This is a genomic window from Chitiniphilus eburneus (assembly GCF_005048205.1).
Taxonomy (GTDB): domain Bacteria; phylum Pseudomonadota; class Gammaproteobacteria; order Burkholderiales; family Chitinibacteraceae; genus Chitiniphilus; species Chitiniphilus eburneus.
The window spans coordinates 1-13,767 of sequence record NZ_SUMF01000024.1 but is presented as its reverse complement, the minus strand read 5'-3'; the positions used below and the strand labels follow the sequence as shown (position 1 = coordinate 13,767).

The window sequence follows — 13,767 nt, the reverse complement described above, 5'->3', positions numbered from 1 at the left end:
CTTGGGTCGGCGCTATTCGACCATGGTGGCAGCTTGATGAGGGATGGATGGATGGCAATCGGTGGCGGGGCGTTTCAGGCTCGGGCCGTAAAGCTTCAAAGGCATTACGCTGCCAACCTGGGCGGTTGCCAGGGGTGTTTCAGCCACATGTAGCGCGGCGCGCGATCTGACGTGGCGCCCAGCTCAACACCGGACCCAGGCCTTCGGGCTTTAGCTTCTGACTGTCCACCCTTTGGGGTGCAGTTCAAGCGAGCCATTTCGTTAAAGCTTTGCCGTCGTTGAATAGCAGGCTGTCTGGATGGGCGCTATTCCGTCTCGGCGCCGATGAACTTGTCCTGCTGGACGATCAGCTTGCGTAAAGTCATGCATAAGCTGCTGAATAATTGTTTGTATTTTTTTGGCGCGGTACATCTCTCCACCGCTTATGTACTGAAATTTAACGTCCGTCGGTTGCGCACGTGTAGTTGAATTTAGCGGACTACGGCTGTATCCCGCGTCGCCAGCCAATACTCGTCTTGGCGAAGGTATGTTGTAGGGTAATGCATTTACTTGTGTCAGTTTGCGGTTCAAATAACCATGAAAGCGATTTCAGGAAGTGTGACCAGAACCGGAGAGACAATTAAATGCAAGGCGATAATAAGTATGTAATTAGCCGGCAACGCTTGCTGGCATTGACACTGGCGACCATCACCGCGATGCCGGCGCCGCTGGTTGCAGTGGGTTTGGCGGCGATTGCTCCTGCAGCCCACGCGGCGGCTACCACTGGTTACACGCAGCTTGCGGGCGGCAAGGTCCAGTTTTATGTGAATGGTGCTGCATGGGTGGATATCCACTACACCGTCGCAGGTGGTGGCCAGCTGAATGTGCGCATGACCAATAGCGGCACCAACAACACCTATACCGTGAGCGGTATCCCCGCTAACGCAAAGGTCACATATTCCTTCACGATTGGCGCCAGCGACGGTTCCGCTACCGATACCGCATGGTCCAGCTTTACCTATACCGGCGCCGCCACGACGCCAACGCCGGCTCCAACGCCTGCACCCACACCAGCCCCGACCCCGGCACCAACGCCCGCGCCGACGCCATCAGCGTCTTATGGTGCAACGCAGTTGAGTGGTGGTGTTGTCGCCTTCTATGCCAATGGCGGGAACTGGGCGGATATTCATTACACGGTGAATGGCGGCGGACAGATCAATGTGCGCATGATCAATAGCGGCACCAACAATGCATACCAGATCACTGGCGTGCCGGCTAACGCCACCATCGTCTATTGGTACACCATCGGCCAGGCCAACGGCTCCGCCGTAGATACACCGCGACAGACCATCACCTACACCGGACCTGCCGTAACGCCGACGCCAACTCGGGTGCCGACACCAGCCCCTACACCCGCTCCTACTCCCGGCCCTACACCCGCGCCGACGCCTGCACCAACCCCGGCTCCTACACCAACCAACGTACCGTCGTCCCCCACTTCTGACACGCCAAACTTTGGCCCCAATGTGCAGATTTTTGACAGCAGCACGCCCATCGGAACCATCCAGACTGCACTGAACAACGCGTTCAACCCGCAGCTGAATAACCCCAATGCACAGTTTGGCCCGCAACGTTATGCCTTCATGTTCAAGCCGGGCACCTATCGCGGCGTCTATGCCAATCTGGGCTTTTACATGTCGGTGGTGGGTCTTGGCCAGCATCCTGACGATGTGACCCTGACCGGCAACGTGAATGTCGACAGCGGCTGGAACTACGGCGACATGTCCAATGCCACGCAGAATTTCTGGCGGTCGGCAGAAAACATGGCCATTGTTCCGGACGGCGGTACGAATCGTTGGGCCGTCTCGCAAGCGGCACCGATGCGGCGTATTCATGTCATGGGTAACCTGCACCTCGGGCCTTCCAACCAGGGCGATGGCCAGGGCTATGCCAGTGGCGGCTATCTTGCGGACAGCAAAGTGGATGGCCATATCACCTCGGGTTCGCAACAACAGTGGTACACCCGTGACAGCAATATTGGCCGTTGGTATGACGGCGTGTGGAATATGGTGTTCTCTGGCGTAGCCGGCGCACCTGCACAATCGTTCCCCGCGGTTTATGGTACCGCCAGTCCGTACACGACGCTGGCTACGACGCCGGTATCTCGCGACAAGCCCTATCTGTATTTCGACACGGCATCGGGCAAATACCTGGTGTTCGTACCGTCATTGCGCACCAACGCGTCCGGCGCAAGTTGGGTGAGTGGTTCAACGGCGGGTACAGCCATTCCGATGAGCAAGTTCTACGTTGCGAAGCCCACGGACACATCGGCCACAATCAACGCGGCACTGGCGCAAGGCCTGAACCTGTTCTTTACGCCAGGTACGTATCAGTTGTCGGCGCCACTCCACATCACCCGGGCAGACACCGTGGTGCTGGGTATTGGCTTCCCGACCCTGGTGCCCAGCAACGGTGTGACCGCCATGCAGGTGGATGACGTCAACGGCGTGCGCATTGCCGGCCTGTTGTTTGATGCCGGCACGGTGAACAGCGCATCGTTGCTGACCGTGGGCCCGGCCGGCTCATCGGCAAACCATGTTTCTAATCCGACCTCGATTCAGGACGTGTACTTCCGTATTGGTGGCGCAGTGGCAGGAAAGGCCACCAACAGCCTGACGGTGAACAGCAACGATGTGATCCTCGATCATATCTGGGCATGGCGTGCCGATCATGGCATATCGCCAACCGGGTGGACCGTGAACACGGCCGATACGGGCGTGATCGTGAACGGGAATAACGTGTTGGCGACCGGTCTGTTTGTTGAGCATTACCAGAAGTACAACGTCGTGTGGAACGGTCAGGGCGGCAAGACCATCTTCTTCCAGAACGAACTGCCCTATGACGTACCCAACCAGGCCGCATGGATGAGCACACCCACCAATAATGGCTACCCCGCCTATTATGTGGCCAGCAACGTGACGTCACACACGGGTTACGGCATGGGTAGCTACTGCTACTTCAACGTGAACCCTGACGTGAATGCACACCACGCCTTTGATGTGCCCAATGTGCCCGGTGTATCGCTGCATGATGTATTTACGGTGTCGCTGGGCGGCGTGGGTACCATTACGCATGTGGTCAACAACGTAGGCGACGTGGCGCAGGGCGTGTCGACCCAACCGCAGAACGTGCTGAACTACCCCTGATCTGGCATTGGATCAGCCAGGGCCGGGTAACAGTCAGGCCCTTCTGGCCCATAGCCATATGGGACTGAGGCTGATGATGAACCCCGCATCGCAAGATGCGGGGTTTTGTTTTACCCAACTCGCCCGACGCAATCATCCTGAAACCCCCTGGTTTTCATGGCCAGTCAATGGCCGCTTTCCGGGGCAGAGCAAACTTGAGCTGGCGGGCGCATCAACGGCTGCGTTGGCCGACATGTTACCGCTCAGATCGTGCGTCCAGTGCCAGCTCTACTTCGACAGTTGCCACAGGCTGGGCGGGACGGTAGGCGACCGAAGAGGGTCGCTCTGTGACGGTCAAGACCAGCGGAAGAAGTCAGCCACGACCGGCACGGTGCTCAGTAGACACCCGCGCCAGCAATCGGTTGCCGGAATGTTCCAGGCTCGGGCTGTAAAGCTTGAATCTGTCCTGCCGACGTCTCCCCAAATTTGGGGAGACGTCGGAATTACGCCGAGAAAACCAAGGTATTCAGAGGGTGAAGCACTCGCAGCGCCTTCCTCTGCCTTGTATTTGAATTTCTCTGTGATCCTCTGTGTTCTCTGTGCCCTCTATGTTTCAAGATGTGGGGCTTGACGCCGCCTAGCGCCGCAACCCCGCCAGCACTGCCGGCCGCAGCAGGCCGTAGTTGTAAAACGAGAATTCGCTGATCCCCAGCGCTTCCAGCCCGCGCCATGCGGCGTGGAGTTCGGCGCCGTCGCCCAGGTCGGGCGGGCCGGGGCGCAGGATGGCGCGGATGCGGCTGGGGTCGCCCACGCGGCGCAGGGTGTCCACCGCGTCGGCCAGTACCCGGCCGGCACCCGGTTCGTAGAACGGCACTTCGATGCCGTCGGCCACCTGCGCCAGCGCGGCGAGGTCGCTGCCTTCCAGCCAGGTCTGCGCTGTCGGGCGTTGCACCGTGGGGATCACGTAGAGCTTCATTCCGGCCGGCAGCTCGCCGCGCACCGTGGCGACGAATTGCGTGACGCGGCGCTGGCGCAGGCGCAGGAAGGCCGCGAGGTCGGCGTCCTCGAACAGGTCGGCCGCCAGCCACGCGCCGGCCTGGTCCGGCGCGGCATCCACCGGCGCGGCCAGGTAGCCATCCACCCGGCTGCGGACGCGGCCGGCCAGCGCCACGGCATCCAGCCCTTCGGCGCGGGCGGCGGCGGTACAGGCGTCGCAGAAGCACAGGCCCAGCATCGTTTCCAGCCACACGTTGCCGCGCAGTTGCGCGAACTCGTGGTGGTAGCCGTGGCCGTACGGCGCCCAGCCGGGGCTTTCCAGCGTCAGGCTGTGCCATGGCAGCGTGCCGGCCAGGTCGCCGCACAGCGCCACGCCGTAGTCGAACACGGCCGGTTGCATCGGGCACAGGCTGTAGACGTAACCGTCGCCCCAGGCGTTGCGCGCCTGGAGTTCCGGGTGCGCGGCCCCCAGGCGCGAGTTATGGAACAGCACGGTCCAGGCCGACAGCGCCAGCCGGCCGTCCTCGGCCAGCCGGTATGGCACGCGGCGCAGCGCCGGGTCGCTGTGCGCCAGGGCCGGCAGCGTTGGGTAGCGTTCGGGGCGCGGTTCGAAATACAGCGCGCCGTCCTCGGGAAACACGACGCGCGGGCCGGCAACGCCGGGGCGCGGCGGCACCAGGAACTTGCCGGCGTGGTAGGCGGCGGCCAGCTTCAGGCTGTCCAGCCCCAGCGCCTGCACTTCATCGACGAAGGCGCCGATATCACGAGCGGCGAGGTCCCAGGGGTAGACATACAGCGAGCGGTTGGCGGTCATGTTCAATCTCTTGTGGATAGTGGGAATACACGGGTCTTGGCGGCGTCCGGGCAGGGGATCGGGCTGCCCGGCGTCGGCGCCCGACGCGTCATGGGGGCACTCGCAAGGGGGCGAGCGCATGAAAAACAGTATCGAACCGGCCGCGCGGACATGCGCGCGGCAAGTGCCGGGCACACGGCGAACTCATCGACGCGTGCTCGGCGCGATGGCGCCGGGATAACCGATCACCATGCCCGCCAGGGCGTGCCCGGCAGCCAGCGCGGCGGCAAGGTCGTGCCCGGCCAGCCGTGCGTTCAGGTAGGCGGCGGCGAACGAATCGCCAGCGGCGCAGGTATCGACCACGGGCTTGACCGGCGCCGGCGCCACGTCGGCCGTTTCACCGGCGGTGGCGGCCAGTGCCGGTTGCGCGCCACGCTTGAGCACCACTTCGCCACAGCCGGCAGCCAGCGTGCGCGCGATGATCTGCTCGGGCGTGGCGTCACCGAACACCGCGTGCTCGTCATCCTCGGTCAGCAGCGCGATGTCGGTATGCGGCAGCAGCGCACGATAGGCGTCGGCGGCCTCGGCTGCCGACCACAGCGCCGGGCGGAAGTTGTTGTCGAACCAGATGCGCGTGCCCGCTTCGTGCGCCCGCCGCAGCGCTTCGATCAGCCGCGTGCGTTCGGCGGGTGGAAACAGCGCCAAGGTAATGCCGCTGAGATAGATCGCATCCAGCCCGGCGAAGATGGCGGCGAAATCCAGCCCGCTGGCGAAGTAATGCCGCGCCGCGCTGTCGCTGCGCCAGTAATGAAAACGCCGCTCGCCGTGGCGGTCGGTCTCGACCAGGTACAGCCCGGGCATGCGCCCGGCCAGCCGCGCCACGCGCGTGGTATCGATGCCCTCATCCGCCCAATCGGCGAGCAGCGCGTCGGACAGGCTGTCGCCGCCCAGCGCGCTCAGGTAATGCACCCGATGCGCCGCGCCCGCCTGCCGGGCCAGGTAAACGGCGGTGTTGAGCGTATCGCCACCCCACGCCCGCCGCAGCGGCGTGCCGCCGATCTCGATCATGCCTTCGCCCAGGCAGCCGATATTCATGGTTGTTGATCCGATTGGTAAAAAAAAGAAACCTGTAGACACAGAACGGGGAGAACACAGAGCACGCAGAGAAGGCAGAGAAGGCAGAGAAAAACACCCCGCTTTTCACGAAGTGATATCCGCTGTGCTCTGTGTGCTCAATGTCTTCTCTGTGTCTACAGACTTTCAAACCCCCTTCCGATACGCCACGCAGTCGATCTCCACCTTGCAATCGACCACCATGCTCGATACCACGCAGGCACGCGCCGGGGGATTGGCGCCGAAGTATTCCTGGAACACGCGGTTGAACGACATGAAGTCGCGCGCATCGTCCAGCCATACGCCGCAGCGCACCACGTGCTCCGGGCCGTAGCCGGCTTCGGTCAGGATCGCCAGCAGGTTGCGGATGGCCTGGTGCGACTGCGCGACGATACCGCCTTCGATCACTTCGCCGTTCACCATCGGCACCTGGCCGGAGACGAACAGCCAGCCGTCGGCCTGCACCGCGCGGGCGAATGGCAGGTGCTGCCCGCCGGTACCGGTGCCGCCGGCAACGCCGTAACGCTGGATGTCTGGATTGCTACTGCTCATGTTTTTCTCCTTTTAAATTAATGAGATGAGGAAAGGGGAACGGCTGAGAAGGGGAAGGAAGAAGGGTGAAACCCAGAACCTGCCAGCGGGGCGAGGTTGCTTTTGACTTTACCCTTCCCTCTTCCTTCCTTCTCTCTTCCCAGCCGTTCCCCTTCCCTCGTCATGCGTTTTCCCAACTCAGTGCCTCGCGCGGCAGAAAGCGCCCCGCCCGCTCGCCGGTCGCCGCGCCGTTGCGATAGCTCGCCACGCCGTTCACCCACACGCCGAGGATGCCCGCGGCGGGCTGTGCCGGGCGTTCGAAGCTGGCAACGTCGCGCACGGTGGCCGGGTCGAACAGGGTCAGGTCGGCCCGATGCCCTTCGCGCAGCAGGCCGCGTCCACGCAGGCCGAAGCGTTGCGCCGACAGGCCGGTCATCTTGTGCACGGCGGTTTCCAGCGGGAACAGGCCGGCGTCGCGGCTGTAATGGCCCAGCACGCGCGGGAACGCGCCCCACAGCCGGGGATGTGGCAGCGGGTCTTCCGGCAGGCCGTCGGAGCCGACCATGGTCAGCGGGTGCGCCAGGATGCGCCGCACGTCCTTTTCATCCATGCCGTGGTAGACCGCGCCAGCCGGTTGCAGGCGGCGCGCGGTGCTCAGCAGGTCCATGCTCCACAGGCCGGCGATCTCGGCCAGCGTGCGCCCCGCCATTTCGGGATGCGGGGTGGACCAGGTGACGACGATGGTGAAGTCGGCCGTCACCTGCTTCAGGTCCAGCGTCGAGGAGCTGGCGGCGTAGGGGTAGCAGTCGCAGCCCACATGCTGCCGGGCCGCCGCGCGCTCCAGATGCGCCAGCACTTCGCCGCTGCGCCCCCAGTTGCCGGCGCCCGCGCATTTCAGGTGCGACACCACCACCGGCGCACGCGCGTGGCGGCCAATGGCAAACGCTTCGTCCAGCGCGCCGACGATGCCATCGAATTCGGTGCGCAGGTGCGTGGCGTACAGCGCGCCGTGCGCGTGCAGTTCCAGCGCCAGCGCCTTCACCTCGTCGGTCCCGGCCGCCAGCGCCGAGGCATAGGCCAGCCCACTCGACAGCCCCAGCGCGCCATGTTCCAGCGCATCGCGCAGTTCGGCGCGCATGGCGGCGATCTCCGCGCCGTCCGCCGTCCGGTCCAGCCGGTCCAGATGGTTGTTGCGCAAGGCGGTATGCCCTACCAGCGCGGCCACGTTCACCGCTGGCTGCGCCGCATCCACCGCCGCGCGATAGTCGGCGAAACGCGGGTAGCGAAACGCCTCGGCGTCGCCCAGCAGGTTCATCGGGTCGGGCGGATCGCCCTTCAGCCGCACCGGGCTGGCGCTGATGCCGCAGTTGCCGACGATCACCGTGGTCACGCCCTGCGACAGCTTGGGCAGCATCTGCGGCGCGCGGATCACCTGCGTGTCGTCGTGGGTATGCACATCGATGAACCCCGGCGCCAGCGCCAGACCACGCCCATCCACCTCACAGACGGCGCGCGCGGCGGGCGGTGCATCCAGCGTGGCGATCAACCCACCGCGCACGCCCAGCGTGCCATTGCGCGACGGCCCACCACCGCCATCGATCAACCGCGCGTCGCGAATCAACAGGTCGTAATCCAAAGCGTGCTCCGGTTAGTGGCTCAGACCATGGTTAGAAAACAAAACCTGTAGACACAGAGTTCATAGAGGGCACAGAGAACACGGAGAAACCACGAGGGGAAAAGCGGTTTTCTCTGTGTGCTCTGTGTTCTCCCCGCGCTCTGTGTCTACAGATTTGCTTTTCAGCCCCCGTCCGCGTTCTCCTCCCGCCCGGTGTCTGCCCATCTCAATCCCCCAGCGGCAGGCGGTCGTGCCCGTCGCGGTGTGCGTCGAGGGCGAACTTGGCGCGGCGCAGCAGTTCCTTGCTGCGATCCTTGTCGATCAGCGCCAGCTCCGTGGCCAGGATATCCATCGCCATCAGCATCGCGTAGCGCGCGGCGGATGGTTTGTAGATGAACTCGGTCTCGTCGGTCTTCAGCGGCAGCACCACGTCGGCCTGCGCCGCCAGCGGCGATTCGGGGTCGGTCAACGCCACCAGCCGCACGCCGTATTGCCGTACCAGCGCGGCGACGGCGAGCATTTCCGGCGTGGCGCCGGACAGCGACAGCATCACCACCACATCGCGCTCGTCCAGCGTGGCGGCCACCAGCTTCATCAGTACGGCGTCGTGATAGGCGCTGACCGGATAGCCCAGCCGCACCACGCGAAATTGCAGTTCCTGCGCCAGCATGGTGGATGCCCCGCCCATGCCGAACACGTAGGTCATCCGCGCATCCGCCAGCAGCGCGGCCGCCTGCTGGAACTGCGCCTCGCGCAGCAGCGCCAGGTTGCGCCGCAGCGTGGTTTCGATCTCGCCGCAGATGCGTGCGTAGAACGAGCTTTCGTCGGGCGGCGCCGCATCGGCAAGAAAGCGCGTGCCCACCGCGCTGGCCTGCGCCAGCTTCAGTTTCAGATCGCGCACGTCGGCGCACTGCACCGCGCGGGCAAAGCGCGAAATGGTCGCGATGCTCACCCCGGCCTTGCCGGCAAGCTGGTCGATCGATGCGGACGCGGCGAAGGCAAGGTCGTCCAGGATGGCATCGGCCACCTTGCGCTCGGTGGCCGACAACCGTTCCCGGCTGGCGCGGATGTGATAAACGATGTCGATGTGATGGGGCATGGGATGGCTGCAAAAACAAATCTGTAGACACAAAGCGCACTGAGCACACAGAGGGCACAGAGGGCACAGAGAAAACCTCAACCCGATCCTTCCTTCGGTCTTTCTCTGTGTTCTCCGTGGGCGCCGTGTCTACAGGGGTAGGTTCATCAGGTTGTCGTTCAGAAAAACGTCTCCACCAGTTCCACCACCCGGTAGTCGGCGTCGATCACCGCCAGTTGCCGCCATTTGTCGAAGGTCAGGCAAGGGTGGGAGATATCGAAGGCGATCATGTCGCCCACCGCTACGTCGTCGGCCGGGTCGATCCGCATGAAGGCATGCTGGTCCATCATTGCGCTCAGCGCCCAATCGACCACGGCGCGGGGGGCGGTATCGCGCCCGGGGCGGTAATGCAGGGCGGGCATCGGCAGGCCAGCGTCGAATGCGGCGTCGCGCTTGCCCAGGCCGACGATGGCCAGCCCCGGTTCGGGCAGCGACTGCACGTAGGCCCACACCTGCAAGGCCGGCAGCAGGCTGGTCTGCATCGCGCGCGCCACCGGGTTGCCGGCATGGATGCGCGTTTCGGCGGCGCGGTAGATGCCTACGTCATGGCTGAGATAGCAGCCGGGACGCAGTACCACCTCCAGCGGCCGGCCGAGGTCGATGCCGGAAAACTCCTCGGCCACTACGTCGAACCAGGCCGAGCCGGCGCCGGACAGCAGCAGCGGGCCGGGCGCGAATGCATCCCCCCGCGCCAGCGCCTTCAGCCGCTCCACCGCGCGGCGCAGGAAGGCGCGGATGGCATCGGCCTCCTTGAGCACGCCTTCGTAGACTTCGATACCGCACAGCGCCAGCGACTGCGGCCAGCGATGCAGCGCCTGCAACACGGCTTCTTCCTGCGGCAGGTCGCGCACGCCGGTGCGCCCGCCGGTCACGCCCAGCTCGATCAGCACATTCAGCCGCTGGCCCTGCGCGGCGAAGAACGCGCCCAGTTGTTCCACGTTGGCGGCCGAATCGACCACGCAATAAAAAGTGAAATCGGCGTCGCGCAGCAACCGCGACACGATGGCCATGTTGCCGCGCCCCACCAGTTGGTTCGCCATCAATATTCGGCGCACGCCGTGGCGATAAGCGGCCTGTACCTGCGGCGCGGTGGCGAGGGTGATGCCCCAGGCGCCGGCATCCAGTTGGCGCTGGAACAGCGCCGGGCTCATGGTGGTCTTGCCGTGCGGCGCCAGCTTCACGCCGTAGCGGTCGATGAAGTCCTGCATCCAGCGCAGGTTGTGCGCGATGCGCGCCGCGTCCAGTACCGCCACCGGCAGGCTCAGGTCTTCGTCCAGCACCCGCCAGCCCAGCGCTGGCACCTCGCCCAGCGTGGCGCCATCGGCGAACCCGCCCAGGCCCTTGCCACAAGGAGGGATGAGGGGTTGCTGGAATAGATGCTGGCTGGTCATTGGCGATAACGGGCGATGGAAGAAATTCGTCAAATCGTATCTCCACTAAACCATTTTGTGAAAATTATTTTCCCAAAGGCGGCGGATGCAAGCCGCGAATACAACGAACCCGCCGCCATTGCCCCCCTGCCCCGCACCGATTCGCCCCGCTGGGCATCGGGTTTCCGGGCCGCCCCGACCTCCGGTTTCCCCCGTTTTCTACGCATCGCGCTTCGCGCTTATAATTGCGCCCGCCTAACCACTCACGAACGTCAATCCGAGGACGCCCCATGGACATCAGCAAGATCCCCGCCGGCAAGAACCTGCCCAGCGATTTCAACGTCATCATCGAAATCCCGGCCAATGCGCCGCCGATCAAGTACGAGTTCGACAAGGAATCCGGCGCCATCGTGGTCGACCGTTTCGTCGGCACCTCCATGTCCTATCCGATGAACTACGGCTTCGTGCCGCACACGCTGTCGCTGGATGGCGATCCGGTGGACGTGCTGGTGTACACCCCGTTCCCGCTGGCCCCGGGCATGGTCATCAAGTGCCGCGCCATCGGCGTGCTGGGCATGGAAGACGAAGCCGGCCAGGACGCCAAGGTGATTGCGCTGCCGGTGGAAAAGGTCTGCGCCATGTACGCGCACATCCAGAAGCTGGAAGACCTGCCGGAACTGCTGCTGGCCCAGGTCCGGCACTATTTCGAGCACTACAAGGATCTGGAAAAAGGCAAGTGGGTGAAGGTCACCGGCTGGGGCGACAAGGCCGCCGCCGAGGCCGAGATCGTCAGCAGCTACGAGCGCGCCCAGAAAGCCTGATCGGCCGGGCGCACGCCCACCTGATCCGGTCACGCCCCATCCCCTGGATGGGGCGTTGTTTTTTGGCGCGACAACTCGTTCATATTCCTTGAACCACTGTCGCGACCAGCGCCTGACGATTTGGGGCCTCCCCCACCCGCGTTATCCCACCCTGTTGGCAACTTTTCTTGCACCCCCCAACTTGCCCCGCCAATGGCGATGAACGGCAGTAACCCGCGCCCCCGCTCATCCATGGTTATCCCGGCAAAAACCGCCATCCACGTATCATTTGATCTTTTCTTTCTCTATCCCTACCTATTCACTGACAAAAATCGTCCATCCATCGGAAAGCCCCACCCAGGTCCAGACCGGGTTGTTTGCTTTGGTTTTTCATATGCTACGCAGTAGTAACGGTAACCCACCGTCTTTATTCCACCTTGAATGGAGGAATTGAAATGTTTGCAAAATCCTTCCCTTCGCGCGCCAGGCAAAACGGGGCCGGCGTGATCGAATACGTACTGATTGCGGCACTGATTGCCGTGGCATTGATTGCCTCCTTCGGCGAATTACGCGAAGGTATTGCCACCATATTCACCAATATCGTGACCGAGCTTTCCGCCTGATTGCGGGCCCGGCAGGGAGGCCACGCGTCACATCGCGCACGCCCCCGGCCCGGTTCGCCACAGATCGCGCCAAAGCCCAGCCATTACCCGTATTTTGCGTGAATTTCCCCGCTGCTGCGGCGCCGTCCCTGCGAACCGGCAGACGGCGCGGGCAGGTGGACTGGCGCGCGCTAAACACGGCAAATGGGGCAGGACCGGGCTGAAAGTGCTTTCAATCGGGAAGCCAGGTCAATTCAACCTCATCAATTGCGGCCCGCAATGGGGCCGATTGCGAGGATGACAATGCGTACCGCATCGCCATTGGAAAATGAACCGTATATCTGCCGCGACTGGGCCCGTGCCATCGTCGGCACGCCAACCACTGCCGTATATCGGCAGCAAGGCGCCATGGCGGTGGAATTCGCATTGGTGCTGCCTATTTTATTGACCGCCACCTACGCCATCATTGCTTACAGCCTGTTGTTCGCGTTACAGCAACAACTGACCCACGCCGCCACCGAAGGCGCTCGCGCCGCATTGCGTTACCCCGCCAGCGTCACCCGCGCCAGCGCCGCCGAAACCACCGCCCGCCAGGCGCTGGGCTGGCTGTCCGATGCCCAGGCGGCGGTGCTGGAAGTGGAGGTGGAACAGGTCACCGCCAACTGCCCCACCCAGGCCGAATGCCTGCGTGTGACGCTGCGCTATCCCTATGCCGCCAACCCCCTCGTGCCGGCGCTGATGCTGCCCTACCCCACCACCGTGGGCAGCGCGGCGACGGTGCAGGTGGACGACATCGTGCTGTGAACCGGCGAGGAGAGCACCCGCATGTCCAACAAACTGCATCGCACGGCCTGGGCACTGGCCACCGTCGGGCTGGCGCTGGTGACCTTCGTCGCCGGCACGCGGCTGGGATACCTGGTCCAGCCTCCGGCGCAGCCCGTCGCCGTGCGCCAGATCGTGCTGGCCGCACGCGAATTGCCCGCCGGCCAGCCCATCGCCGCCGACCAGTTACGCCGGCGCCCGGCACGGCCCGACGAACACGGTTTCGATACGCTGGAGCCGCTGATCGGCCGCACGCCCACCCGCGCCATCGCCGCCGGGGCCCTGCCCGCCGAGGCCGATTTCTCCGCCAGCGCACTGGCCGATGAACTGGCGCCGGGCGAGCGCGCGCTGGCCATCTCGGTGGACGAGATCAAGGCGGTGGGCAACCGCCTGCAACGCGGCGACATGGTGGATGTATTCCTCACCGTGGAACGCAACGACCGCGAGGTGGCGCGCAGCGAAAGCCTGCGCATCGCCAGTGGCCTGCGCGTGCTGGCCTTCGGCAACCGTGATCAGACCGAAGCGCGCGGCGGCGCCGCACAGGAACGTGCCCGCTCGGCGGTGCTGGCGGTGCCGCTGGACACCGTGGCGACACTGACGCTGGCGCAACAGGCGGGACAACTGACCCTGGGGCTGCGCGGTCGCCATGCCGGGCACGATGCACCGTCGCCACAGACAGTGGCCGGGCTGCTCGGTACGCCGCCCCAGCCGCTGGCGGCGCAATCCGTGCCCGTCGCCACGCCGGACGTCGTGCTGCTTGCGTTGTCCCTGGGGCCCGGGATGCCGGTTCATGCCGAGCTGGTCGAACAAATCGCCCACATGC

At 64.3% G+C, this 13,767-nt stretch carries 11 protein-coding genes; 5 read left to right on the top strand and 6 right to left on the bottom strand.

The genetic code is table 11. The annotated features are described in order from the left end of the window. The first annotated feature begins 623 nt into the window (after positions 1–623). Positions 624–3,185: a pectate lyase-like domain-containing protein gene (locus FAZ21_RS15665; protein WP_211243487.1), complete on the top strand. Its 2,562-nt coding sequence runs from the start codon at positions 624–626 to the stop codon at positions 3,183–3,185. Positions 3,186–3,801: 616 nt separating this feature from the next. On the opposite strand, the gene FAZ21_RS15660 is transcribed toward FAZ21_RS15665, so the two are convergent. The 6 genes from FAZ21_RS15660 to FAZ21_RS15635 all read right to left on the bottom strand — a co-directional run bounded on the left by FAZ21_RS15660 (position 3,802) and on the right by FAZ21_RS15635 (position 10,774). Continuing rightward, positions 3,802–4,974, bottom strand: a complete 1,173-nt coding sequence (locus FAZ21_RS15660; RefSeq protein ID WP_136774387.1) for a hypothetical protein — start codon at positions 4,972–4,974, stop codon at positions 3,802–3,804. Positions 4,975–5,157: 183 nt separating this feature from the next. Next, entirely contained in the window at positions 5,158–6,048 is an 891-nt protein-coding gene (locus FAZ21_RS15655) for a sugar kinase (protein WP_136774386.1), read from the bottom strand. Positions 6,049–6,213: 165 nt separating this feature from the next. Further along, positions 6,214–6,618, bottom strand: coding sequence for a RidA family protein (locus FAZ21_RS15650; protein ID WP_136774385.1), 405 nt, complete (start codon positions 6,616–6,618; stop codon positions 6,214–6,216). Positions 6,619–6,778: 160 nt separating this feature from the next. After that, positions 6,779–8,233, bottom strand: a complete 1,455-nt coding sequence (locus tag FAZ21_RS15645) for an N-acyl-D-amino-acid deacylase family protein (RefSeq protein ID WP_136774384.1) — start codon at positions 8,231–8,233, stop codon at positions 6,779–6,781. A gap of 205 nt (positions 8,234–8,438) precedes the next feature. Beyond that, positions 8,439–9,311: a MurR/RpiR family transcriptional regulator gene (locus FAZ21_RS15640; RefSeq protein ID WP_136774383.1), complete on the bottom strand. Its 873-nt coding sequence runs from the start codon at positions 9,309–9,311 to the stop codon at positions 8,439–8,441. Between the two features lie 158 nt (positions 9,312–9,469). Beyond that, entirely contained in the window at positions 9,470–10,774 is a 1,305-nt protein-coding gene (locus FAZ21_RS15635) for an amino acid deaminase (RefSeq protein WP_246038704.1), read from the bottom strand. 236 nt (positions 10,775–11,010) lie between these two features. On the opposite strand from FAZ21_RS15635, the gene ppa reads away from it, so the two are divergent. The 4 genes from ppa to cpaB all read left to right on the top strand — a co-directional run. After that, positions 11,011–11,541, top strand: coding sequence for an inorganic diphosphatase (gene ppa, locus FAZ21_RS15630; RefSeq protein ID WP_136774382.1), 531 nt, complete (start codon positions 11,011–11,013; stop codon positions 11,539–11,541). Between the two features lie 434 nt (positions 11,542–11,975). Beyond that, the gene (locus tag FAZ21_RS15625) at positions 11,976–12,143 is read left to right on the top strand and encodes a Flp family type IVb pilin (RefSeq protein WP_136774381.1); all 168 of its coding nucleotides are present in this window, start codon (positions 11,976–11,978) and stop codon (positions 12,141–12,143) included. A gap of 282 nt (positions 12,144–12,425) precedes the next feature. After that, a complete protein-coding gene (locus tag FAZ21_RS15620) occupies positions 12,426–12,926 on the top strand; it encodes a TadE/TadG family type IV pilus assembly protein (protein ID WP_136774380.1) in 501 nt (166 codons plus the stop codon). Between the two features lie 21 nt (positions 12,927–12,947). Then, positions 12,948–13,767, top strand: an 820-nt coding sequence (gene cpaB / locus FAZ21_RS15615) for a Flp pilus assembly protein CpaB (protein ID WP_136774379.1), incomplete at its 3' end; no start/stop codon positions are given.

What these genes read in the sequence shown, in the direction of transcription:
- FAZ21_RS15665 (WP_211243487.1), top strand. Translation starts at nt 624, where the DNA reads ATGCAAGGCGATAATAAGTATGTAATTAGCCGGCAACGCTTGCTGGCA.
- FAZ21_RS15660 (WP_136774387.1), bottom strand. Translation starts at nt 4,974, where the DNA reads ATGACCGCCAACCGCTCGCTGTATGTCTACCCCTGGGACCTCGCCGCT.
- FAZ21_RS15655 (WP_136774386.1), bottom strand. Translation starts at nt 6,048, where the DNA reads ATGAATATCGGCTGCCTGGGCGAAGGCATGATCGAGATCGGCGGCACG.
- FAZ21_RS15650 (WP_136774385.1), bottom strand. Translation starts at nt 6,618, where the DNA reads ATGAGCAGTAGCAATCCAGACATCCAGCGTTACGGCGTTGCCGGCGGC.
- FAZ21_RS15640 (WP_136774383.1), bottom strand. Translation starts at nt 9,311, where the DNA reads ATGCCCCATCACATCGACATCGTTTATCACATCCGCGCCAGCCGGGAA.
- ppa (WP_136774382.1), top strand. Translation starts at nt 11,011, where the DNA reads ATGGACATCAGCAAGATCCCCGCCGGCAAGAACCTGCCCAGCGATTTC.
- FAZ21_RS15625 (WP_136774381.1), top strand. Translation starts at nt 11,976, where the DNA reads ATGTTTGCAAAATCCTTCCCTTCGCGCGCCAGGCAAAACGGGGCCGGC.
- FAZ21_RS15620 (WP_136774380.1), top strand. Translation starts at nt 12,426, where the DNA reads ATGCGTACCGCATCGCCATTGGAAAATGAACCGTATATCTGCCGCGAC.